Origin of the sequence: Methylobacterium currus (genome assembly GCF_003058325.1) — a bacterium.
GTDB lineage: Bacteria > Pseudomonadota > Alphaproteobacteria > Rhizobiales > Beijerinckiaceae > Methylobacterium > Methylobacterium currus.
The window spans coordinates 2,502,578-2,525,034 of sequence record NZ_CP028843.1; the positions used below are offsets into that span (position 1 = coordinate 2,502,578).

The following is a 22,457-nucleotide window of genomic DNA, read 5'->3' on the forward strand; positions in this document are numbered from 1 at the left end:
CTTTGTTCGGCACCCGCGACGAGCGCCGCATCCTCTGGCAGCACATGCGCGAGCCGGTCCTGACGGCCGGCGCGCTGCTGGCGATGCTCGGGATCAACGTGGCGTTGGGCGCCACCCTCCCCTTCCCGCATGTCTGGATCGTCGAGCTTCTGGTCGCCAGCCTCATGGTGGTGACCATCCTGCTGTTCTCGATGGAGGTCCGCCACGAGCCGCCGCTGGTGAAGCTGTTCGCCGGCATCGGCTTCTTCTGGGTCGGAATCCTGTTCGCGATGACGTTGGTGGATTACCTGTCGCGGGGTTGAGCCGTTCACTCCCCGCTCACGGTCGAGGCGCTATAACGGTCGCCATGTGCGAATTGCTCGGCATGAGCGCCAACGTCCCGACCGACATCCGCTTCAGCTTCGCGGGGCTTGCCCGCCGTGGGGGCGAGACCGGCCCGCATCAGGACGGCTGGGGCATCTCGTTCTACGAAGGCCGCGGCTGCCGCAGCTTCCACGATCCGGAGCCGAGCGCGCGCTCGGAGATCGCCCGCCTGTTGCGGCAATACCCGATCAAGAGCCGGATCGTGATCGCCCATGTGCGCCGGGCCAATCGCGGCCGGGTGACCCTGGAGAACACCCATCCGTTCAGCCGCGAGTTGTGGGGCCGCACCTTCACCTTCGCGCATAACGGCCAGCTCAAGGGAGTGAAGCGCCTCACGCTCGGCCGCTTCAAGCCCGTCGGCACCACCGACAGCGAGCATGCCTTCTGCTGGATGCTGGGGAAGCTGGAGGAGCGCTGGGGCACGCTGCCGAAGCCCACGCGCCTCGACGGGGCGGTGCGGGAGCTTTGCGCCGAGCTGCACGGGCTCGGGGTGTTCAACATGCTGCTCTCCGACAGCCGCACCCTCTACGCCCATTGCGGCAAGCGCCTCTGCACCCTGACCCGCCGGGCGCCGTTCGGCACCGCGACGCTGATCGACGAGGATTGGCGGGTGGATTTCGCGAAGGAAACCACGCCCGACGACATCGTGACCGTGGTGGCGACGCGCCCGCTCACCCGGGACGAGAGCTGGACCGACCTCGCCCCCGGCGAGGTGCTGGCCTTCCGCCTCGGCGTGCCGGACGGGGACGAAACCGGCGCCGGCGCCGGGGGCTGACGGGGCGCCGTGGCACGGCGCCCTATCGGTCCCGGCCTGTTTCTCGCTAAGGTTGCCCTTTCCGGTCGCGGCCCCCGGGCCCATCTTCCTGAAGGCAGGCAGACGCGAGAGCCATGACGCGAGACATTGCCCCGAATCGGTCGGCCCCGAATCCGTCGGCCCCGAATCCGTCGGCGGAGGACCGCCCCGGCCTCTCGGCCAGCATCCGGTCGCATCTCGGTACGCAGCTCCGGGCCACCTACGAGGCCCTGGGCGACGCCGACCCGGACAACCGGTTCGCCGAGCTGATCGCGCGCCTGGAGGCGGCGCTCAAGGCGCAGGGCGAGATCGTCCTGCCGGAATTCCGCGACGGGCTGCTGCAGGCGGTGCCGTCCTTGCGCGCCTTCGCGCTGTCGCTCACCAGCAACCCGGCCCGAGCCGACGACCTGGTGCAGGACACGTTGCTGAAGGGCTGGCAGCACCGGGCCCGCTTCCAGGCCGGCACCAACCTGAATGCCTGGCTGTTCACCATCCTGCGCAACATCTTCTACTCGGACCACCGCAAGCGGGTGCGCGAGGTCGAGGACCAGGACGGTTCCTACGCCGCCCGGCTCGCCACCGCGCCGCATCAGGGCGACCGGCTCGACGTCGAGGACCTGCAGAGCGCCCTCGCCAAGCTGCCGCCGGACCAGCGCGAGGCGCTGGTGCTCGTCGGGGCCGAGGGCGTCTCCTACGAGGAGGCGGCGGCGATCATGGGCTGCAAGGTCGGCACGGTGAAGAGCCGCGTCAGCCGCGCCCGCGGCCGGCTCGCGGAACTCCTCGGCTACGACGAGGAAGATCTCGGCACCGACCGGCTGATCCAGTCGGCGATGCCGAAGGACGCGTGAGTCGCAACGGGTACTCCTGCGGGGTTCAAAGGGACTTTTTTCGTCCGGAACGATTGAACCGTTTCGCCTACGGCGACGTTACACCCCCCGAAGAGCTGCCCCGCTCGACGGGGTGGACTGGACGAAACGGAGATCGATCCGATGAAGACCAAGACCTTCCTGGCCACTGCTGCCCTCGCCCTGTCCCTGCCGATGGCTGCCCATGCGCAGGGCCTGATCGGCGGCGCCCAGCGCGGCGCCGAGGACGGTGCGGATGCGGCCGGCCCGGTCGGCGCGATCGTCGGCGGCGCCGTGGGTGCCGCGACCGGTGCGGTCGGCGGCCTGCTCGGCGTCGACGACCGTCCGCGCTTCCGCTCCTACGCCGTGCGCCAGCACCGCTCCTACGACTGGGACGGCGACGTCCGCGTCGGCACCGTGCTGCCCTCCTCGGGCGTGAGCTACTACGAGGTTCCGTCCGATTACGGCATCCGCGGCCGTCGCTACACCGTGGTCAACGACCGCGTCGTGCTGGTCGATCCGGGCACCCGCCGCATCGTGCAGGTCATCGACTAAGGTTGGCGAGTGCGCCGCCCTCGGGCGGCGCGACCCGCACGCTGGAAAGCCCTGGCCCCGCGCCGGGGCTTTTCGTTTGTCGGGACGCACGAATTCCTGCACGGCGTTGCGTCCGTTCCTGCAACGAATCCCTGCAACGAAACCGGCTCCGTCGCCGTTCTGCTTCGGTGATGATGCGGATGAATTGATCGCCGCGCCACGAAACCTGGACAATACGGATCCCCATGCCCTCCGACCCGTACGAGAACCACGACGCCGCGCTGCCGCCGCCGGTGCGCGATCACCTCGGGCAGCAGCTCCGCTCGGCCTACAACGCCGAGGCCGAGAAGCCGGATTATCTCGGCGATCCGAGCCTGCCGCCGGAATTCACGCCCCAGCTGCGCCGCCTCGAAGGCCGGCTGAAGGCCCACGACACCGGCCGCGAGGCGGTGGAGGACGCGCTCAAGGACATCCTGAGCGAGTTGCCGGCGAAGCGCTGATGTCCGGCGCCTCCTTGTCGTGCGCCCTGCAGCAACCCATCCATCCCACCCACGGCCTCAGGATGAGGTCGTGGGTGGGATAAGCTGATCACCGCCTTTCACACGCTCACCGCCGTGCGGCCAGCAAATCCCGGATCTCCGTCAAGAGCTTCACGTCGGCCGGATCCTCCTTCGTCACGTCCTCGCGCCGCTGCATCTGGTTCATCGCCCGGATCACCACGAACAGCACGAAGGCCACGATCAGGAAGTTGAGCGCCACGGTGACGAACTGGCCGTAGCCGACCACCGCGCCCTGCTTCTTGGCCTCCGCATAGGCGAGGCCGGTCTGCACCTTCGAGGAGAGCGGCAGGTAGTAGTTCGAGAAATCGAGCCCGCCGGTGACCGCCCCGACCATCGGCATGATGACGTCCTGCACCAGCGAGGTGACGATGGCGCCGAAGGCCGCGCCGATCACCACGCCGACCGCGAGGTCGACGACGTTGCCCCGCAGGGCGAACTTCTTGAATTCTTCGAGCATGTCGGATCTCCTCGCGGCGCCGGGTCGGCGCGCCTGCGTGACGCCGCGTGACACCGTCAAGCTGGGGCGCAGCCGCGCGAAGGGGAGTCGTCGGATGGCGGATTGGGATGCGGGCCAGTACCTGAAATTCGCCGACGAGCGCACGCGGCCGGCCGCGGACCTGCTGGCCCGGGTGCCGCTCGCCGCGCCCGCCCGGGTGGTCGATCTCGGCTGCGGGCCCGGCAACAGCACGGCGCTGCTCGCGGCGCGCTTCCCGGCGGCGGCGATCACCGGCCTCGATTCCTCGACCGCGATGCTGGAGGAGGCGCGCCGGACGCTGCCGGGCCTCACCTTCGTCGAAGCCGACCTCGCCGCCTGGGAGCCGGACGGCAGCCCCGACCTGATCTTCGCCAACGCGGTGCTGCAATGGCTGCCGGACCACGCGGCCCTGCTGCCGCGCCTCGCCGGCTTCCTGGCGCCGGGCGGCTGCCTCGCCGTGCAGATGCCGGACAATCTCGACGAGCCGTCGCACCGGCTGATGCGCGAGGTGGCGCAAGAGGCGCCGTTCCGCGCGGCGCTCTCCGGCGCGGCCGGCGCCCGCACCACGCTCGGCACGGTCCAGGATTACGATGCGTGGCTGTCGCGGGCGGGCTGCACCGTCGATCTGTGGCGCACGACTTACGTCCACCCGCTTGCCGGCCATCGCGGCATCGTCGAGTGGGTGCGCGCGACCGGCCTGCGGCCGTTCCTGGCTCCCCTGAGCCCGGAGCAGCAGGCCGACTACCTCGCCCGCTACGAGGCGGCCTTGGCGCAAGCGTATCCGGCGCAAGCGGACGGACGGGTGCTCTTGCCCTTCCCGCGGCTCTTCATGGTGGCGCGGCGGGTCTGACCCGCCGCACCGGCCCCGCGCCTCACGCCGCCGGCGCCTCGTCGCTCGGGAGCGAGGGGTTCAGCGCCGCCTCCGCCTTGAGCTTGCGCCGGTACTGGTTGGCGCCGATCGGGATCGCGCAGAGGTAGCCGAGGCTCATCAGCGCCAGGATCTCGAACGGGAAGCTGATCAGGAGCCCGAACGCCGCCACCGTCACGACGAAGATCGGCAGCACGTATTCCCGCGGCACCCGCTTGCCGACGGTCTTGCCCGAGAAGGTCGGCACCGTGGAGATCACGAGGAGCGCGATCACCAGCATGTAGATCAGCGCGACCGGCGCCAGGCCGGGCGACATCTCGAAGCCGAGGAAGTGCAGGTAGAGCGGCAGCATCACGGTCAGCGCGCCGGCCGGGGCCGGCATGCCGACGAAGAAGTCCTTCTTCCATTCCGGCCGGTTGGGATCGTCCAGCATCACGTTGAAGCGGGCGAGCCGCAGGGCCATCGCGATGGCGAAGATCAGGGCGACGATCCAGCCGAGCTGCTTCAGGTTGTGCAGCACGAAGCTGTAGAGGATCAGCGCCGGGGCGCAGCCGAAATTGACGAAGTCGGCGAGCGAATCGAGCTCGGCGCCGAAGCGCGAGGTGCCCTTGAGCAGCCGCGCCACCCGCCCGTCGACGCCGTCGAGCACCGCGGCGGCCACGATCGCGATCACCGCCGGCTCGAACTTGCCCTCGAAGCCGAACCGCACGGCGGTGAGCCCGAGGCAGACCGCCATCAGGGTGATCATGTTGGGGATGATCAGCCGCACCGGCACCGGCTTGAACCGGCGCGACTTAGGCTCGACCGACTTGGGCTCGTCCGGTTCCGGCGCGAAGGGCGGGAAGAGGTCGTCCATGGCGAGTCCCTTCCCTGTCAGGTGCGGCGGAACTGCCGCACCGGGCCGGTCCCGCGCAGGTCGGCGAGCACGGTCTCGCCCGCCACCGCCTTCTGGCCGAGGCCGACCAGCACCCGCGTGCCCGCCGGCAGGTAGACGTCGACCCGCGAGCCGAACCGGATCAGGCCGAACCGGTCGCCGACGGTGAGGTCGTCGCCCGGCTTGACCCAGTCGACGATGCGGCGCGCCACGAGGCCGGCGATCTGCACCACGCCGATCCGCACCGGCTCGCCGTTCTGGCGGGTCTCGATCACGAGGCCGTTGCGCTCGTTGTCCTCGCTCGCCTTGTCGAGCTCGGCATTGAGGAAGAGGCCCGGGGTGTAGTGGATCTGGTCGATGCGGCCGGTGACCGGGACCCGGTTCACGTGGCAATCGAACACGTTCATGAACACCGAGATCCGCAGCATCGGCACGGAGGGCAGGTCGAGCTCGGCAGGGGGCAGCACGGTGCTGATCAGGTTCACCCGCCCGTCCGCCGGCGAGATCACCAGGCCGTCGCCGACCGGCACGATCCGCTCGGGGTCGCGGAAGAAGTAGCAGACCCACAGCGTGAGGAGCAGGAAGATCCAGCCGAGGAACTGCACGAAGGTGCCGGCGAGCACCGTCAGCACGATGCCGATCGCGATGAAGGGGTAACCCTCCTTGTGGATCGGCACCAGCACGCGGCGGATCGTCTCGAACAGGTCGGTCATAAGTCCTCGGATGCGTCCTCGGGCCGTCTCGCCGGTCGCGAACGCGCCCGGTCCAGCGCCCGCGGATGGCAGGCGCGTGGCCCCGCGTCAATCGTCAGAAGGGCGCGGGCTCGCTTTGTCTCCGTCGCATGCGACGGCCGCGAGGGACCTCACGAGACCGAGGCGGGCTCCGGCGCCTTGGCGACCGCGGCCGGGATCTCGCCCGGCTCCAGATGCGTGCGCAGGCTCACGCCTTCCTCGGCCTCGGCACGCTTGAGCGCCTCGCGGGCCGCGTCCGCCTCGCGCTGGCGGTTCCACATCGCCGCATAGACGCCGCCCTGGCCCAACAGCGCCAGGTGGGTGCCGCGCTCGGCGATGCGGCCCTGGTCGAGGACGATGATCTCGTCGGCGCCGACCACCGTCGAGAGGCGGTGGGCGATGACGAGGGTGGTGCGGCCGCGGCTGACCCGGTCGAGGGCGTCCTGGATCTCGCGCTCGGTGAAGGAATCGAGCGCCGAGGTCGCCTCGTCGAGGACGAGGATCGGCGGCCCCTTCAGGATGGTGCGGGCGATGGCGACGCGCTGCTTCTCGCCGCCCGAGAGCTTCAGGCCGCGCTCGCCGACCGGCGTGTCGTAGCCCTCCGGCAGGGCGGCGATGAAGCGGTCGATCTGGGCGAGGGTTGCGGCCTCGCGCACCTCCTCCTCGGAGGCCTCCCAGCGGCCGTAGCGGACGTTGTAGCCGATCGTGTCGTTGAACAGCACCGTGTCCTGCGGCACCATGCCGATGGCGGCGCGCAGGGAATCCTGCTGCACCGCCGCGATGTCCTGCCCGTCGATGGTGATGCGGCCCGCCTGCAGCTCGTAGAACCGGAACAGCAGGCGCGACAGGGTGGACTTGCCCGCGCCCGACGGTCCGACGATCGCCACCGTGCGGCCCGCCGGCACCGTGAAGCTGATGCCGCGCAGGATCGGCCGCTCCGGCACGTAGGCGAAGTGCACGTCCTCGAACCGCACCACCGCCTCGCCGATCGCCAGCGGGGCTGCGCCCGGCCGGTCGGCGATCTCCGGGTTGCGGTGCAGGATCTTGAACATGTCGTCGATGTCGATCAGGGCCTGCTTGATCTCGCGGTAGATCATGCCCATGAAGTTGAGCGGCATCGAGAGCTGCACCAGCATGGTGTTGACCAGCACGAAGCCGCCGATCGTCGCCCGCCCGGCCATGATGTCGCGGGCGGCGAGCCACATCACCACGCTCATGCCGATCGTGAAGATCACCGCCTGGCCGGCGTTGAGCACCGCGAGCGAGACGTAGGTCTGCGTCGAGGCCTTCTCGTAGCGGGCCATCGACTGATCGTAGCGGGCCGTCTCGCGCGTCTCCGCGCCGAAATACTTCACGGTCTCGTAGTTGAGCAGCGAATCGACCGCTTTGGTGTTGGCGTCGGTGTCGGAATCGTTCATCCGCCGGCGGATGGCGATGCGCCACTCCGTGGCCTTGTAGGTGTAGCCGAGATAGGCCGCCACCATCACCAGCACGACCGCCGAGTAGGAGAGGCTGAACTCGTAGGCGAGCGTGCCGAGCACCAGCAGGAATTCGACGATGGTCGGCACCAGCGTGAGCACCATCAGGCGCGACAATTCCTCGATGCCGTTGCGGCCGCGCTCCAGCACCCGGGTCAGGCCGCCGGTCTTGCGCTCGAGGTGGAAGCGCAAGGACAATTGGTGCATGTGCCGGAAGGTCTGGAGCGCCAGGCGCCGCACCGCGTGCATCGCCACCTTGGCGAACAGCCCGTCGCGGACCTGAGTCAGGAGCGCCATGGTGATCCGGGCGGCGCCGTAGAGCAGGATCATCAGGGCCGGCGCGGCCCAGATCCCGGTCGGGACGGCGCCGTCCTTGCCTGCGCCGCCCTGGCCGCCCACCACCGCCACCAGGGCGTCGGTCGCCCATTTGAAGGTGAACGGCATCGCCAGGGTGACCACCTTGGCGACGAGCAGCAGGCCGAAGGCGATGAAGACGCGGCGCTGCAGGTCGGGCCGGCCGTGGGGCCAGAGATACGGCCACAGGCGGCGGTAGGTGGCGACGAGGCCGGGCCGCTCGGGCTCGGCCGGAGGATTCGAGTCGGTTGACAAGGGGCCGGTTCCGGACGGGATTGGCGCCGCATATAGGCCAGGACCGAACAGGGGGACAGCGCGTCCGACGCGGCCCGGACCTGCGGTGGGCCCGTCCCCGCGGCGGCAAGGCCCGGGAGGACCGGGCGGCAATCGGGCGAGACCTGCCGGGCGCGCCGCCTGACACCCCTCAGCCGCCTGGGGCCGTCAGCCGCGGCTCTCCGGCTCCCGCGCCTGCGGCGCCTCGCCCGGCAGCACGAAGACCTGTCCGGGATAGATCCGGTTCGGGTCGCGGATCTGGCCCTGGTTGGCGTCGAAGATCACGGTGTAGCGCAGACCCTTGCCGTAGGCCCGGCGGCTGATGCTCCACAGGTTGTCGCCGCGGATGACCTTCGCGGTGCTGATGCCGGGCACGAACACCGCGCCGGGATCGGCGAACCCGGACGCCATCTCTGCCCGCGGCGCCTGCGAGGGGGCCAAGGTGGGGGCCAAGGCGGGGGCAAGGGCCGTGGCCGTCGCACCCGCGGGCGGAACCGTCGCGGAGGGAGCCGCCGCAACCACGGCGCCACCCGCCGGAGCGCCGCGCCGCAGGGACTGACGCGCCGGGGTCTCGGCTGCACCGGCGACGGCCGTCCCGAGATTCGGCGGCACCGCGAAGGCGGTCTCGGCGCGGGTCTTGACCGCCCCGGTGGCGGGATCGACCTGATCGACCCGCACCCGGTAGTCGCCGGGCCTGACCCCGCGCCCGATCGTGAAGGCGACGCGGCCATCCGGCCCGGCCTGGCCGGGCGCCACCAGCGTGTCGTTGAGGTAGAGGCGCAGATCCGCCTTGGGCGCTCCTTGCGCCGTGACGTAGAGCCGTCCGCCCGGCTCGGCATCGACGCCGACGACCTTGACCGGCTGGGAGCCGGCCGGGGATCTGGTCTCGGTCTTCGTCTCCGCCTTGGCCTCGGCTTTGGCCACCTGTTCCGGCAGCGACAGCACCGCGGTCGGCTGGCCGGGGGCCGTCACGGCGACGAGGGGCTTGGTGCGGCGGTCCTGGGCCACCACCACCACGGCGCTGGACCGGCCGGAGGCCGTGGCGCCGTCCGGCGCGGTGCTGCGCAGGGTGATCTCGTGGCTGCCCGGCGGCAGGACCGGCGGCACCAGGGCGAAGTTGCCGGCCTCGTCGGCCTTGGTACGGGCGAAGGGCTGGCCGTCGCGCAGCACCTCGACCTCGGCGCCGGGCCGGCTGCGCCCGGCGAGAACGCTCGCCCCGTCGGGCTCGACCCGGATGATGTCGAAGGACGGCACGTCCTTCGCGGCGGCCATCGCCTCGGGGACCATCGCCCCGGACTTGGCCGGCAGGGCGGCAGGCGGCATCGGGGCGGTGGGCGCCGGCGGCGAGAGCGCTGCCTGCGGCGAGGTCGTCGGGCCTGGCTCCGTCTCCGGCGAGACGAGCGAGAACAGCCGCGTGCCGCTCGCCGCGACGCCGATGAGCACGAAGCCGGCGACGAGGCCGACGGCCGCGAGGCCGATGCCCCTCCGCAACTCGGTCGTCCGCAACACGGTCGTCATGGCGCAACACTCCCGCTCACGGGTCCTCCCGGCCGATGGTCTCAAGGGTTACCGCGCGACCTTTCGCCTCCGGTCGACACGCCCACGCCATCGCCGTCATATTAACAGGAGTGGCGGGGCGAGACCACGCGGCGCGAATCGCGCGGCTCGGCCGGAAACTTGCGTGGGAACAGCCGATTTCGGCTGCGAACGGTGCGGAGACTCGATGCGGACGGTTTGCGTGTATTGCGGCTCGGGATTCGGCACCGATCCGATCTTCGAGGCGACGGCGCGGGCGCTGGGGCGCCACCTGGCGGAAGCCGGCATCGCCCTGGTCTATGGCGGCGGCAATGTCGGGCTGATGGGCACGGTGGCGAGGGCGGTGCTCGACCATGGCGGCCACGTCACAGGCATCATCCCGGACTTCCTGAAGTCGCGCGAGCGCATGCTCGACGACGTGCAGGAGACCATCGTGGTCTCCGACATGCACACCCGCAAGAAGCTGATGTTCGACCGCTCCGACGCCTTCGTGGCCCTGCCGGGCGGCATCGGCACCCTGGAGGAGCTGGTCGAGCAGATGACCTGGTCGCAGCTCGGCCAGCACGCCAAGCCGATCCTGCTGCTCTCGGTGGCCGATTTCTGGGCACCGTTCCTCGCCCTCCTCGACCACATGCGCCGCACCGGCTTCATCCGCGAGGGCCTGGACCTCAGCTACCTCGTGGCCGAGGAACCGGACCAGGTGGTGCCGATGCTGCGCGAGGCAATCCGCAGGACGGCCCGGCGGCCGGAGGCCGAGGCGCTGATCGACGAGAAGTTCTGAGCCTGCGGCGGCGGCAAGCTCGCGAACCGCTCCTCCCCGCGCCCTCGTCCCGCGCCCGACCGAGTGGGCGGATTGAAGTGCGGCCCTCCCCGTCATCCCGGGGCCGCGCAGCGGAACCGGGGATCCATAAACGCCAACGGCTCAGGACAGGGCGGAACGCAATTCGTCTCGTTCTCCGACCGGCGTTTATGGATCCCGGGTTCTCGCCTTTCGGCGAGCCCCGGGATGACGTCGGGAGATGTCGACCTGTATGACAGATCGATCGATGCAACCGATCAATCAGGCCCTGCGGTCGCGCGTGGGATCGAACATGCAACTCCACGAGGAGCCGATAGTGACCACGACGACGGACCCGAAGCCCCCGAACGACGGGCTGCCCTACCGCCTGATCACCGGGAAGGACGACGCCCATTTCTGCCGCCGGATCTCGGAAGCGCTGGCGCTGGGCTACAAGCTCTACGGCTCGCCCTCCTGCACCTTCAACGGCACGGACGTGATCGTGGCGCAGGCGATCGTCTGGCCGTCCGTCGTCAAGGAGTGAGGGCGGCCCAGGGCACGCCGTCAGCTTGGCGGGTCGTCGGCCGATTGCGTCGTACCTGACGGTCCCGCAACGAAGGGTTTTGTCGCCTGGAGAAGGCGCTCGGCAAAGTCGACGGCTTTGCCGGCGTCCTCAGCGGTCAAGCGAGGCCCATCATAGTCCACGCTCGCCCGATCGCTGAAGAGATGACGCAACCCGCGGCCGAATTCCCGATCGATCAGGCCCGGGGTGATGAAGTGCTCCGAGAACATCTTGAGGACCGCGGCCTGCCGGCGCAGTTCCTCCGACCGGGCACCCGTCCGTTGCGTCACGATCACCCGCACGGCCGTGAAGGCGGCGGAGTAGGCGCGGCTGATCGCGCCGTTCGGGCGGCCTGCCGCGAGCAGGATCCTGGCCTCGGCCAGGGCCTCCTCGGCCCTGAGCCAAAGTTCCGTCGTCGGGCGCCCTCGATCAGCCGGGCATCGCGCCGCATCGCCCGGACGAGGGCGGGGTTGGGGTGGAGCGCCGGATCGTTCCAGGCGCTCTGCGAGACGGGGTGGGCCTGGATGTCGAGTCCGTCCTCGATCAGCCGGTCGTAGGAGAGGTCGGCGAGGACGCGCGCCTCGTCGATGATCCGCCACGCGCCATCGGCCAGGATCACCGCCACGTCGGCATCGCTGTCAGGCCGGGCATCGCCCCGCGCGCGGCTGCCGAACAGATAGAGATCGAGGAGGCGCGCGCCGTAATGCCGGCGCGCATCCGAGGTAAACTGCGCCAGGGCGGCGGCGGTCTCCGCCTCGTCGGCGGCCGCAGCACCTCCTCGATCGTCCTCATGCCGCATTCCTCATGCTGCCCTGGCCTACTGGCCCACCGTCCAGGTCGTCGTCCCGTCCTTGTTGTCCTTCACCGTCACCCCGAGCGCCGTGAGCGCGCCGCGGATCCGGTCGGACTCGGCCCAGTCTTTGCGGGCCCGGGCCTCCTTGCGCTCGGCGATGAGCCGTTCCACCGCCGCGGCGTCGACCCCGGACGCTGCCACGGCCGCCCGGTCGCGCTCGGTCTTGGTTTGCCTCAGCAGGCCGAGCAGGCCGGCGCCGGCCTTGAGAGCCGCCGGGTCGTCGAGGCGGTGCACCTCGCCGAGGGCCGCCGGGGTGTTGAGGTCGTCGAGGAGCGGCTCGAGCACGCTGTCGGGCGCCGGGCCGGGCGCAGCATCGCCGGCGGCGTCGTACCAGCGGTCGAGGGTGCGGCTCGCCTCCTCCAGGCCGCGCAGGGTCCAGTCGATCGGCTGGCGGTAATGGGTGCGCAGCATGGCGAGGCGCACGACCTCGCCGGGCCAGTCCGCCAGCACCTCGCGTAAGGTGACGAAGTTGCCGAGCGACTTCGACATCTTCTCCCCCTCGACCTGCAGGAAGCCGTTGTGGAGCCAGATGTTGGCCATCACCGGCGTGCCGAAGCAGCAGCGCGACTGCGCCACCTCGTTCTCGTGGTGGGGAAACACCAGGTCGATGCCGCCGGCATGGATGTCGAAGGTCTCGCCGAGATGCTTCCAGGCCATCGCCGAGCACTCGATGTGCCAGCCCGGCCGCCCCGGGACCGCGATCCCGGCCGGCGAAGGCCAGGACGGCTCAGCAAGCTTCGAGGGCTTCCAGAGCACGAAATCGAGGGGCGAGCGTTTGTAGGGCGCCACGTCGACCCGGGCGCCGGCTTCCATCTCGTCGAGGGGGCGGCGCGACAGCGCGCCGTAATCGGGCATCGAGGGCACGTCGAACAGCACGTGATCCTCGGCGACATAGGCGTGGCCGGCCGTCACCAGCCGGTCGATCAGCGCCGTCATCTCGACGATGTGGTCGGTCGCCCGCGGCTCGATCATCGCCGGGGCTTTGCCCGGCACGTTCACGGTCTCGGGCATCAGGATGCCGAGGCGGCGGATGTCGTCGTGGAACTGCGCCAGCGTTCCGTCGGTGAGCTCGCGGATGGTGATGCCGCGCTCGGCCGCCCGCGCGTTGATCTTGTCGTCCACGTCCGTGACGTTGCGGGCATAGGTGACCGCGTCGGCGCCGTAGACGTGGCGCAGCAGCCGAAACAGCAGGTCGAAGACGATCAGCGGCCGGGCGTTGCCGATATGGGCCGCGTCGTAGACGGTCGGGCCGCAGGCATACATCCGCACCCGGCCCGAATCGATCGGCCGGAGCGGCTCCTTGGCCCGGGAGAGCGTGTTGTAGAGGCGCAACAGCGAGGCCATGAAACACCTGCGGGACGGGGTCGGGCCGGGGTGCCGTCTGGCGTTCCGGCCGAGGTTCTAAGTCGTTGCCGGGTCGAGGATCGGACCCGGCCGTGCCGGTCCCCGGGCGCCGCCGGCGCGGGCGACCGGGCGGCCGCCTGTTGCACGGGTGAGACGCCGCGGAGGGCCGATCCGGGTTAGCCCAATTCCGCGAGCAATTCGAGACGGCAGCGGCCGTGGGGTGCAAGCCCCGGCCGGACCCTGCGTAATCGGGGCGCTCGCACGATGCGTAGAGAGATTGTTTACCACCCACGCCCAGTGTCGGGCCGGAGCCGGATGCCGGCGGCTCCGATCAGAAGGTTTGCCCCATGCGTCGCACCCTCGCCGTCCTCAGCGCCCTCGGTGTCCTGGTCTCCGTGGCCGTCCCGGCGCTGGCCGCATCGCAGACGCCCGGCGTGGAGAAGACCTTCCTGATCCCCTCCAGCGACGGCTACGGCGTCGCCGAGTGCCTGGCCACCGGCGGCGAGTGCGGCCAGGTGGTGGCGGATGCCTGGTGCGAGTCGCAGGGCTACGCCAAGTCGGCCTCCTACGGCATCGCCGCCCAGGACGAGTATACCGGCGCGATCGAGGCGGCCCCGGCCGTGAAGACCTCCGACCGCCCGATCCGGATCACCTGCCGGGATTGATGGGAAGGGCTCGAAGCTCCACCATCGCAGAAACAATGTCTGCCTCATCCCACCCATGACCTCATCCTGAGGCCGTGGGTGGGACAGACGCTAGGATCGGTCGGACTCGGCTTGTACGACATCGCAGGCCGCACTGCCCGACACATCCGCTTCACCCGAAGGCGCCATCACACGCTGGCGCGCCGCGCGGATCCCGCTATGTCGGATCGTACGGACCGGCGGCCGGGGCAGGCGGGAGACAGCAGGATGATCCGAAGCGTCATCATCGCCGCGGCCCTGATGCCGACGCTGGCGCTCGCCGCCCCGCGAATCCGCGAACCCGCCCCCGTCGGTCCAGTCGTATCCGGCCTGCCCGGCTACGATTGCCGAATGTGGACCCCGTTCGATCACGACGTCGTCGGTCCCGCCCCGCGCCCGGGAGCCCGTCCGGTGCGGGCGGCGAGCGGCTGGGGCCGCACCGCCTACGGCTACGGCACCGGCGGCGCCTCCGCCTCCGGTGCCGTTGCGTTCCCAGTCCATAGCGCGGCCGAGTGCGACATCGGCGAGCTGACCCTCGGCCGCGCCGGGCTCGACATCCTGCCGCGCTAGAAGCGCGGATGCCGCGCGAAAAGGCCCGGATGCCGGGCTGAAAACCCGGCTCAGGTGCCTGGCTGGCCGTGCACCGCCTTGTAGAAGAAGTCCTTCCACTCCTTCGGCCGGGTCTTCAGCACGCCGGCCTTCGCCAGATGGTCGGCCTGCAGCATCGTGCCGTAGGGCGTGGTTGAGAACACGACGCCGGGCTGCTTCATCATCGCGACGAGTTCGTCGGGCTCGAACTTCTCCTTGGTGGCACCGAGGTAAAGCTCGGCCGCCCGCTTCGGGTCGTCGCGGATCAGCGCGTTGGCCTCGTCGATGGCGGCGAGCACCGCGGCGGTGGTCTTCGGGTTCTGCTCCATGAACTTGCCGCGGCCGAACACGATGGCGTTGCTCAACGGCCCCCCGACCACGTCGTAGGAATTGACCACGACATGGATCTTGGGGTCCTTCAGCTCGATCTGCTGGTAGGGCGGCAGCGAGAAGTGGCTGTTGACCTCGCTGGTGCCGCCGAGGAGGGCGCCGACCGCGTCGGGATGGCCGAGCTGCACGGTGATCGCGTCGAGCTTGTTGCGGCCGGCCTCGCCGAACTGGCGCTCGGCGGCGATCTGGAGCATCACGGCCTGGGCCGAGACCTTCACGGTCGGCACCGCGATCCGGTCCGTGGCCGAGAAGTCGGCGAGCGTCTTCACCGCCGGGTTGCGGGTGACGAGCATCATCGGCGCGCCGGCCGAGGCCGCCAGCCCCTTCACCTCGCCGCGGGTGCGGTCCCAGGCGAGCAGCAGGTTGGTGGCGCCGCTGGTGACGAAATCGACGTTGCCGGAGATCAGCGCATCGACCGAGGCGCCGCCGCTGGTCAGAGTGACCCAGCTCACCTTCACGTCGCCGAGGCCGGCCGCCGCGACGTGCTTCTCGACCAGGCGCTGCTGCTCGGCCAGCACCATCGGCATGTAGATCAGGCCGGGCTGGCGGGTGAAGCGGACTTCGCTGGTCTCGGCTTGCGCGGGGGCGGCGGCGAGGCCGAGCACGACGGCCAGCGCGCCGACGGCGCGCCTGAGGAACGGCATGGGCGGATGCTCCCTGGTTCTCAGCTCCTGTCCGGACGCTCAGGTCGAGCGCCCGCCGGAACCGTGTCAGGAGCCAGGGTCCGGAAATGCCCCGGAAACGTCAAGCCGCGACGAAGGAAGGGGGGTGCTCAGGCCGAGACGGCGGAGCTGGATTCGGTCCGGTGCCGGGCGGCCCGGGCGCGGTTCGCCACCATGCGGTCGTGCAGGCGAATAATCGTGCGCGAGCCGGTGCTGGTGAAGGCGAAGGGCAGGATGCCGTGCACCAGGCAGGCGAGGCCGCCGGCGATCATGCTGAGGCCGAAGCCGGTGGCGACGCCCATATGCTCGACATAGGTCTCGCCGACGGAGGCCGGGTGCTCGGAGAAGGAGAGCTTCGACATGGGATCCTCGAAGGAAGTCGGGGTGTCTCGAAAGGCACCCTGAGGATCGCACGGCCCCCGCGAAGCCGGATTGCGAATTTTCTTCTCTCTTCCTAGGATCGCGCAAGCCCATTGCGCAATGTCGCGAGAGACTGGAAGAATTTCGCGTGGACGAGTTCGATCGAAAGATCCTGTTGTGCCTCCAGGAGAATGCCGCCGAATCGCTCGAGGCGATCGCCGCCCAGGTCGGCCTGTCGGCCTCGCCGTGCTGGCGGCGGATCCAGAAGCTGGAGGCGCAGGGCGTGATCCAGCGCCGGGTGGCGCTGCTCGATCCCGACCGGATGCGGGTCGGCGTCACGGTGTTCGTCTCGGTGCGCACCAATCGCCACACCGCCGATTGGGCCGAGCGCTTCTGCGCCGCCGTGGTCACGATCCCCGAAGTGGTCGAGTTCTACCGCATGAGCGGCGAGACCGATTACCTCCTGCGCATCGTCGTGCCCGACATCGCCGCCTACGACCGGGTCTACAAGCGGCTGATCCAGTCGGTCGACCTCTACGACGTCAGTTCCGCCTTCGCGATGGAGCGAATCAAGTACACGACGGCACTGCCCGTGACTTACGCCGAATAATATTACGATGAAATCATTTTAAATTCTCGATGTTTCCATCATCCATCCAGATCTGGCCTCATCCTGAGGGGCTGCCGCTTGCCGCGGCCTCAAAGGAGGGCTCCAGTGGTCGCACAGATTTCTGGAGCCCTCCTTCGAGGTCAGTCGATCTCCGATCGACTGACACCTCGGGATGAGGTCGTGGGTGGGAAGAGATGCTTGTCGTGGCTGAGCAGATCCGAGAGAAACGCTCGACGCGATTGCGCGGGTCTGATCTGCGCCGGGCGCCGGTTGCTTTCCGGACCGATGGGTTTAGCTGCGCCGCAAGGCCTCGCCACGCCAAGACATCCCCAAGACATCTCGCCGAGAAGAGCCACCATGACGACCTCCCGGACGACGCGCCGTCCCCTCGTGATCGCCGCCGTCATGGCCGCCATGGCGATGGTGGCGATCGAGGCGACGATCATCTCCACGGCGATGCCGGGCATCGTCGGCGAGCTCGGCGGGCTGTCGCTCTACGCCTGGGTCTTCTCCGGCTTCCTCCTCACCCAGACCGCCGCCACGATCGTGTTCGGCAAGCTGGCCGACATCCATGGGCGCAAGCCCGTGCTGCTCACCGGCATCGCGGTGTTCCTGACCGCCTCGGTGCTCTGCGGCTTCGCCTGGTCGATGCCGGTGATGATCGCCTTCCGGCTGATCCAGGGGATCGGCGCGGGCGCCATCCAGCCCGTCGCGCTCACCATCGTGGGCGACCTCTATACGGCGCAGGAGCGCGGGCGGATCCAGGGCTTCCTTGCCAGCGTCTGGGCGGTCTCGGCAGTGGTCGGGCCGGTGGCGGGCGGTTTCATCATCGCGCATGCCTCGTGGTCGTGGATCTTCTGGATCAACCTGCCGGTCGGCGTCGTCGCGAGCGCGCTGTTCATCGCCTTCCTGCACGAGGGCGAGCGGCGCGAGCGCCGGCCGGTCGACGCGGCCGGCGCCGCCCTGTTCACCCTCACGGTCGCTTCCCTGATGGTGGCGCTGACCGAGGCCGGCGAGGGGCGCTGGTCGGTCGTCGGCATCGCCGCCGGGCTCGGCCTCGTCGCGGCCGTGCTGCTCGCCGTCCAGGAGCGCCGGGCGCGGGAGCCGGTGATCGACGCCTCGCTGTGGCGCCGCCGGCCAATCGCCGCCGCCAACGCCACCTCGCTCCTCGCCGGCATGGCGCTCATCGGGCTCACCACCTTCCTGCCGATGTACGTGCAGGGCGTGCTCGGGCAGACGCCGATCGTCGCCGGCATGGCGCTCACCGTCATGGTGCTCGGCTGGCCGATGGGCGCGACGCTGGCGGCGCGCAACCTGCACCGCTTCGGCCTGCGCCGCATCCTGGTCACCGGCGGCCTGCTGCTGCCGCTCGGGGCGCTGGCCTTCGTGACGCTCCAGCCCGGCAGCCCGCCGGCCCAGGCCGGGGCCGGCTCGCTGATCATGGGCTTCGGCATGGGGCTCCTCAGCAACGCCGCCCTGATGCTGATCCAGGAGATCGTGCCCTGGACCCAGCGCGGCAGCGCCACCGCCTCGAACATCTTCTCGCGCAACCTCGGCAGCACGCTCGGCGCCACGGTGTTCGGCGCGGTGCTCAATCACGGGCTCGCGGCGGCGGGCAGCACCGTCACGGCGGACAGCCTGCAGCAGGCGCTGGCGGCGGGCGGCCTGCCGGGCGAGGCCGAGACCGTGCGCCAGGTCTTGCAGCATGCCCTGCACCAGACCTTCTGGGCGGTGCTGCTGTTCTCCGCGGCGGCCTTCGCCACCGCGCTCCTGGTGCCGCACATCCCCCTCGGGCGCGCCCGCGAGGTGCCGGCAGAATAAAATCCCAGCGCCTTCGGACGTCCGCGTCCGAAGGCGCTGGCAAGCCCGAATGGGCGCGGGCGCCGATGCGCCGAACGCTGATGCATCGACATGGGGATGCATCAGCGCACTGGCATAAGACCACGTCAGGAGGCGCGGGCCCGCGGATGCGCGGAATCGAACGCGTCGAGCAGGCGGGCGGCATCGACCTTGGTGTAGACCTGCGTCGTCGCCAGGGAGGCGTGGCCCAGGAGTTCCTGGATCGCCCGCAGGTCGCCCTGGCGGCCGAGGAGATGGCTGGCGAAGGAGTGGCGCAGGGCGTGCGGCGTCGCGGTGTCGGGCAGGCCCAGCGCCCCCCGCATCGAGGCGACGGCGAGCTGCACGATGCGCGGCGAGAGCGGCCCGCCCTTGGCGCCGACGAAGAGCGGACCGTCCGCCGGCAGCCCATACGGGCAGAGCTTCAGATACTCGGCCACTGCGGCCTGGACCGGGCCGATCACCGGCACGCTGCGGGTCTTCTGGCCCTTGCCGACCACCGTCACGGCATCGACCCCGTCGACGGGCGCGTCGCGCCGCTTGAGGCCGAGCGCCTCCGAGATGCGCAGGCCCGAGCCGTAGAGCAGCGCCAGCACGGCGGCGTCCCGGGCCAGCACCCATGGCGGGCGCTCCTCGCCGGCCCGGATGTCGGGGCTCGCCATCGCGATCGCGGCGGCGACGGGGAGCGGGCGGGGCAGGCGCCGCTCGACCTTGGGCGAGCGCACGGCGGCGAGGGCCGCGACGCTGCCATGCCCCTCCCGGTCGAGATGGCGGGCGAAGGAGCGCAGGCCCGCCAGCCCCCGCATCAGGCTGCGCCCGCCGACGCCCTCCTGGCGCCGCGCCGCCATGAAGCCGCGCAGGTCGCGGGGCTTGAGCCGGATCAGGGCCGGAATGTCGGGATTCGTCCCCTGCCGGGCCAGGTGGGCGAGGAACTGGCGCAGGTCGCGCTGGTAGGCCTCGACGGTGTTGGGCGACAGCCGCCGCTCCGAGGCCAGCCCCGCGAGCCAGGTCATCGCCGCCGCCCGCACGTCGGGCGCGCCGGGCAGCAGCAGGTCGGCAGGTTCGGCGTCCGAGGTCGAATCGCGCATGGGGGGCCGGGCTCCGGTCGGGGGGAGACGAGTAGGCCCCGGACCCGGTTGACGGCGGGTTGACGCGCCCCGGTCAGGCCGGGGTGAAGCGTAGGGTCACGCCGTGGCGGGCCCTCGCGCCGGGGGCGAGCAGGCGCTGCGAATCGCGCTCGGCCAGTTCGCCCATGAAGCCTGCCCAGTCGGCGTGGCCGGTCCAGCATTCGAGCGACAGGAACGGCGCCGTCGGCCGGGTCCAGACCGCGAGGTGGGGAAAATCCTCCGCCTCGAGGGCGATGGCGGCGCCGGAGGGGGCGGTGAAGCGCATCGCCCGGCTGCGGGCGTCGAGGAACACCAGCGCCTCGGTGAACATCTCCGGATCGAGGGGCAGGGTATCGCCGTCGAAGGGCAGCGGCCGCTCGCTGCGCACCAGGAGGCCGCCGGGCCCGACCTCCGGCACCGCCGGCCGCTCAGGGTGTTCGAAGCGCACCGCGTAGCCGCCCCCGGCCGCCCGCTCGCCCCCGGCGAAGGGCCAGGGGAAGGCCGGGTGGAAGCCGAGGCCGTAGGGCAGCGGCTCTGGCCCCGGGTTGTGGACCTCGCAGGCGAAGGCCAGCACCCCGTCTCGCACCGTCGCGGTGATGTCGAGGCGGAAGGCGAAGGGATAATGCGTCCGGGTGTCAGCGGTGTCGGTGAGGCGCAGCGTGACGCTGTCCTCGGCCTGCGCCACCACCGTGAAGCGGCTGTCGCGGGCAAAGCCGTGCTGCGCCATCGGGTAGGCGCGGCCCGCCACCGTGACGGCGCCGCCCGCCGAGGCGCCGACGACCGGAAACAGCCAGGGCGCGTGCCGATTCCAATGCGCCGGATCGCCCGACCACAGGTACTCGGTGCCGCCGACGCGCCAGGAGACCGGCTCGGCCCCGGTGAGGGCGAGGCGGGCTTTGGTGTCGCGGTGGCGGATCTCGACGGTGTCGCTCATCGGGGCCTCGTCTGGTACGAGGCCCCTGTTACCGGCTGAAGGCCGATCCGGGAATGGTCCTCATCCCCGCCGGGCGTTGTTGCGCCGGGGCTGGCGCGGACGCGGCGGCACCTCGCTCTCCCCTCCGGCCAGGGCCTCGACCTGGAGGTCGGCCGGGCCGGTGCGCGGGAAGGTGTGGGCGAAGCGCTCGGCGGCGCCGCCGCGGACCTCGAACTTGGTCTCGCGGTCGAAGATGCGGATCGCGCCGATCTCCTCGCGGGTCACGTCGCCGCGGCGGCACAGCATCGGCAGCAGCCGGCGCGGGTCAGCGTTGTCGCGCCGGCCGACATTGAGGCGGAACCACACGCTCGACCCGAACGGGGCGCGCGGGGTGTCCCGCGCCGTGGTCTCGCGCCGGGGCGTCACGCCACGGCCGGTGGCGAAGCCCGGATCGGTGACCTCCTCGGGCGAGGGCAGGCGCGAGCGGTAGGCCCGCACCAGGGCAGCCGCGAGGTCCTCGGCCGAGCGCTGGGCGAGCAGGGACTGGGCCATCGCCCGGTCCTCCTCGCTCACCTCGTCGGTCACCAGGGGATCCTGGAGCAGGCGCTCCTGGTCGAGGGCGCGGATCTCGTCGGCCGGCGGCGGGCCGGACCAGACCGGCACCACGTTCGCCCGCACCATCAGCTCCTCGGCCCGGCGGCGGCGGGACGGCGGCACCAGCAGCACGCTGATGCCCTTGCGCCCGGCCCGGCCGGTGCGGCCGGAGCGGTGCTGCATCACCTCGGAATCGTGGGGCAGCTCGGCGTGGATGACGAGGCCCAAGCCCGGCAGGTCGATACCGCGGGCGGCGACGTCGGTGGCCACGCAGACCCGCGCGCGGCCGTCGCGCAGGGCCTGGAGGGCCGCGTTGCGCTCGCCCTGGCCGAGCTCGCCCGACAGGGCCACCGCCTGGAATCCACGCTCCATCAGCACCGCCTGGAGGTGGCGGACGGAGTTGCGGGTGTTGCAGAACACGATCGAGGTGCGGGCCTCGACCTGGCGCAGGGTGTTGACCACCACGAGCTCGGTCTCCCGCGGCAGGATGCGGAAGGCGCGGTACTCGATGTCGGCGTGGCCCTTGGTCTCGCCGGCGACCGCGATGCGCAGGGCGTCGCGCTGATAGGCTTCCGCCAGCGCCACGATGCCCTTCGGCAGGGTGGCGGAGAACAGCAGCGTGCGCCGCTCGGCCGGGGTGGTGCCGAGGATGAATTCGAGGTCCTCGCGGAAGCCGAGATCGAGCATCTCGTCGGCCTCGTCGAGCACCGCGGCGCGCAAGGCCGTCGGGTCGAGGTTGCGCCGCTCGAGGTGGTCGCGCAGGCGGCCCGGCGTGCCGACCACGATGTGGGCGCCGTCGGCGAGCCAGCGGCTCTCGCGCCGCGGGTCCATGCCGCCGACGCAGGACACGACGCGGGCGCCGGCCGGGCCGTAGAGCCAGGACAGCTCGCGGTGGACCTGGAGCGCCAGCTCACGGGTCGGCGCGATCACCAGCGCCAGCGGGGCGCCGGGGGCTGCGAGCGTCTCGGCGTCGCCGAGGAGCGTGCGGGCGAGCGCGAGGCCGTAGGCGACGGTCTTGCCGGAGCCGGTCTGGGCCGACACGACGAGGTCGCGTCCCTCGGTCTCGGGTTCGAGGACGGCGGCCTGGACCGGCGTCGGGTCTTCGTAGCCGCGGCCGGCGAGGGCCTGGGCGAGCGGGGCGGGCAGAGCAGGAAAAGGCACGTGGATTCGATCCCGGGGTGAGGCGACGCGCGGGGATCGAAACGGCTCCGGAGGCGATGGGCCTCGTCAGAGGGCCGGCCGCATCGGCGGCGGGCGCTCGCGGCGCGCGGGGAATCCCTACGGTCTTTTCGTGGAGGAGGGTGCTGTTACAGGGGTTCGCGCCGGAGGTCCACCCCGGGGCCGGGTTCCGCGGGCGGGCGCATGGCTGAGGAGGCGTCCGGTGCATGGGCAGGAGGACATGCCGGGCACGGCGCATGCCGATAGTCCCGAGCCGATGCTGAGCGGTCGAACAACCCTCTTGCAATCTCCCGCCTTTCCCGGACGACAGCAGCG

Annotated in this window: 25 protein-coding genes; 12 read left to right on the top strand and 13 right to left on the bottom strand. The window is 70.9% G+C overall.

What is annotated here, in order from left to right:
* Positions 1–2 precede the first annotated feature (2 nt).
* From DA075_RS11895 to DA075_RS11915, 5 genes are all read left to right on the top strand, one after another.
* Positions 3–302, top strand: a complete 300-nt coding sequence (locus tag DA075_RS11895; protein ID WP_232388504.1) for a cytochrome C oxidase subunit IV family protein — start codon at positions 3–5, stop codon at positions 300–302.
* Between the two features lie 44 nt (positions 303–346).
* On the top strand, positions 347–1,138 hold the full coding sequence (locus DA075_RS11900) for a class II glutamine amidotransferase (RefSeq protein WP_099953405.1): 792 nt from the start codon (positions 347–349) through the stop codon (positions 1,136–1,138).
* Between the two features lie 113 nt (positions 1,139–1,251).
* Entirely contained in the window at positions 1,252–2,004 is a 753-nt protein-coding gene (locus DA075_RS11905) for a sigma-70 family RNA polymerase sigma factor (protein WP_099953406.1), read from the top strand.
* A gap of 141 nt (positions 2,005–2,145) precedes the next feature.
* Positions 2,146–2,556, top strand: a complete 411-nt coding sequence (locus DA075_RS11910) for a DUF1236 domain-containing protein (protein WP_099953407.1) — start codon at positions 2,146–2,148, stop codon at positions 2,554–2,556.
* 224 nt (positions 2,557–2,780) lie between these two features.
* Positions 2,781–3,035, top strand: coding sequence for a hypothetical protein (locus DA075_RS11915; protein ID WP_099953408.1), 255 nt, complete (start codon positions 2,781–2,783; stop codon positions 3,033–3,035).
* A gap of 106 nt (positions 3,036–3,141) precedes the next feature.
* Here the strand turns inward: DA075_RS11915 and mscL are convergent, their stop codons facing one another.
* Positions 3,142–3,552 carry a large conductance mechanosensitive channel protein MscL gene (mscL, locus tag DA075_RS11920; protein WP_099953409.1) on the bottom strand — a complete coding sequence of 137 codons (411 nt, stop codon included), beginning with the start codon at positions 3,550–3,552 and terminating at the stop codon, positions 3,142–3,144.
* A 94-nt stretch (positions 3,553–3,646) separates the two neighbouring features.
* Here mscL and tam point away from each other — a divergent pair, with 94 nt between their 5' ends.
* Positions 3,647–4,420 (top strand): trans-aconitate 2-methyltransferase, encoded by a 774-nt coding sequence (gene tam, locus DA075_RS11925; protein WP_099953410.1) that lies wholly within the window; start codon positions 3,647–3,649, stop codon positions 4,418–4,420.
* A gap of 22 nt (positions 4,421–4,442) precedes the next feature.
* Here the strand turns inward: tam and pssA are convergent, their stop codons facing one another.
* The 4 genes from pssA to DA075_RS11945 all read right to left on the bottom strand — a co-directional run bounded on the left by pssA (position 4,443) and on the right by DA075_RS11945 (position 9,666).
* Positions 4,443–5,294 (bottom strand): CDP-diacylglycerol--serine O-phosphatidyltransferase, encoded by an 852-nt coding sequence (gene pssA, locus DA075_RS11930; protein WP_099953411.1) that lies wholly within the window; start codon positions 5,292–5,294, stop codon positions 4,443–4,445.
* A gap of 17 nt (positions 5,295–5,311) precedes the next feature.
* On the bottom strand, positions 5,312–6,025 hold the full coding sequence (locus tag DA075_RS11935) for a phosphatidylserine decarboxylase (RefSeq protein ID WP_099953412.1): 714 nt from the start codon (positions 6,023–6,025) through the stop codon (positions 5,312–5,314).
* A gap of 149 nt (positions 6,026–6,174) precedes the next feature.
* Positions 6,175–8,130 (bottom strand): ABCB family ABC transporter ATP-binding protein/permease, encoded by a 1,956-nt coding sequence (locus tag DA075_RS11940; protein ID WP_099953413.1) that lies wholly within the window; start codon positions 8,128–8,130, stop codon positions 6,175–6,177.
* A gap of 186 nt (positions 8,131–8,316) precedes the next feature.
* A complete protein-coding gene (locus DA075_RS11945; RefSeq protein ID WP_099953414.1) occupies positions 8,317–9,666 on the bottom strand; it encodes a LysM peptidoglycan-binding domain-containing protein in 1,350 nt (449 codons plus the stop codon).
* A gap of 205 nt (positions 9,667–9,871) precedes the next feature.
* Here DA075_RS11945 and DA075_RS11950 point away from each other — a divergent pair, with 205 nt between their 5' ends.
* Together DA075_RS11950 and DA075_RS11955 are read left to right on the top strand one after the other, a co-directional pair.
* A complete protein-coding gene (locus DA075_RS11950; RefSeq protein WP_099953415.1) occupies positions 9,872–10,465 on the top strand; it encodes an LOG family protein in 594 nt (197 codons plus the stop codon).
* A 334-nt stretch (positions 10,466–10,799) separates the two neighbouring features.
* On the top strand, positions 10,800–11,006 hold the full coding sequence (locus DA075_RS11955; RefSeq protein WP_232388498.1) for a DUF1737 domain-containing protein: 207 nt from the start codon (positions 10,800–10,802) through the stop codon (positions 11,004–11,006).
* Between the two features lie 20 nt (positions 11,007–11,026).
* On the opposite strand, the gene DA075_RS36965 is transcribed toward DA075_RS11955, so the two are convergent.
* From DA075_RS36965 to cysS, 3 genes are read right to left on the bottom strand one after another with little or no spacing between them, the layout of a single operon-like run.
* Complete coding sequence (locus tag DA075_RS36965) at positions 11,027–11,407, bottom strand: HEPN domain-containing protein (RefSeq protein WP_244936608.1); 381 nt, start codon at positions 11,405–11,407, stop codon at positions 11,027–11,029.
* Complete coding sequence (locus tag DA075_RS36550) at positions 11,317–11,823, bottom strand: nucleotidyltransferase family protein (RefSeq protein ID WP_164712306.1); 507 nt, start codon at positions 11,821–11,823, stop codon at positions 11,317–11,319. Before DA075_RS36550 ends, DA075_RS36965 begins: the two co-directional genes overlap by 91 nt.
* Positions 11,824–11,841: 18 nt before the next feature.
* On the bottom strand, positions 11,842–13,221 hold the full coding sequence (gene cysS / locus DA075_RS11970; RefSeq protein WP_099953416.1) for a cysteine--tRNA ligase: 1,380 nt from the start codon (positions 13,219–13,221) through the stop codon (positions 11,842–11,844).
* A 347-nt stretch (positions 13,222–13,568) separates the two neighbouring features.
* Here cysS and DA075_RS11975 point away from each other — a divergent pair, with 347 nt between their 5' ends.
* Both DA075_RS11975 and DA075_RS11980 read left to right on the top strand, forming a co-directional pair.
* Positions 13,569–13,886, top strand: coding sequence for a hypothetical protein (locus tag DA075_RS11975; protein WP_099953417.1), 318 nt, complete (start codon positions 13,569–13,571; stop codon positions 13,884–13,886).
* A 246-nt stretch (positions 13,887–14,132) separates the two neighbouring features.
* A complete protein-coding gene (locus DA075_RS11980) occupies positions 14,133–14,474 on the top strand; it encodes a hypothetical protein (RefSeq protein WP_099953418.1) in 342 nt (113 codons plus the stop codon).
* Positions 14,475–14,524: 50 nt separating this feature from the next.
* Here the strand turns inward: DA075_RS11980 and DA075_RS11985 are convergent, their stop codons facing one another.
* Together DA075_RS11985 and DA075_RS11990 are read right to left on the bottom strand one after the other, a co-directional pair.
* The gene (locus DA075_RS11985) at positions 14,525–15,526 is read right to left on the bottom strand and encodes an ABC transporter substrate-binding protein (protein WP_099953419.1); all 1,002 of its coding nucleotides are present in this window, start codon (positions 15,524–15,526) and stop codon (positions 14,525–14,527) included.
* Between the two features lie 128 nt (positions 15,527–15,654).
* Positions 15,655–15,906: a DUF6356 family protein gene (locus DA075_RS11990; RefSeq protein ID WP_099953420.1), complete on the bottom strand. Its 252-nt coding sequence runs from the start codon at positions 15,904–15,906 to the stop codon at positions 15,655–15,657.
* Positions 15,907–16,052: 146 nt separating this feature from the next.
* Here DA075_RS11990 and DA075_RS11995 point away from each other — a divergent pair, with 146 nt between their 5' ends.
* The gene (locus DA075_RS11995; RefSeq protein ID WP_099953421.1) at positions 16,053–16,514 is read left to right on the top strand and encodes an Lrp/AsnC family transcriptional regulator; all 462 of its coding nucleotides are present in this window, start codon (positions 16,053–16,055) and stop codon (positions 16,512–16,514) included.
* A gap of 357 nt (positions 16,515–16,871) precedes the next feature.
* Positions 16,872–18,335, top strand: coding sequence for an MDR family MFS transporter (locus tag DA075_RS12000; RefSeq protein WP_099953422.1), 1,464 nt, complete (start codon positions 16,872–16,874; stop codon positions 18,333–18,335).
* A 125-nt stretch (positions 18,336–18,460) separates the two neighbouring features.
* Here DA075_RS12000 and DA075_RS12005 read toward each other — a convergent pair whose 3' ends face one another.
* From DA075_RS12005 to DA075_RS12015, 3 genes are all read right to left on the bottom strand, one after another.
* Positions 18,461–19,438, bottom strand: coding sequence for a tyrosine recombinase XerC (locus tag DA075_RS12005; RefSeq protein WP_099953423.1), 978 nt, complete (start codon positions 19,436–19,438; stop codon positions 18,461–18,463).
* A 73-nt stretch (positions 19,439–19,511) separates the two neighbouring features.
* Positions 19,512–20,390: an aldose 1-epimerase family protein gene (locus DA075_RS12010; RefSeq protein ID WP_099953424.1), complete on the bottom strand. Its 879-nt coding sequence runs from the start codon at positions 20,388–20,390 to the stop codon at positions 19,512–19,514.
* A 60-nt stretch (positions 20,391–20,450) separates the two neighbouring features.
* Positions 20,451–22,124, bottom strand: a complete 1,674-nt coding sequence (locus DA075_RS12015; RefSeq protein ID WP_099953425.1) for a DEAD/DEAH box helicase — start codon at positions 22,122–22,124, stop codon at positions 20,451–20,453.
* Between the last annotated feature and the right edge of the window lie 333 nt (positions 22,125–22,457).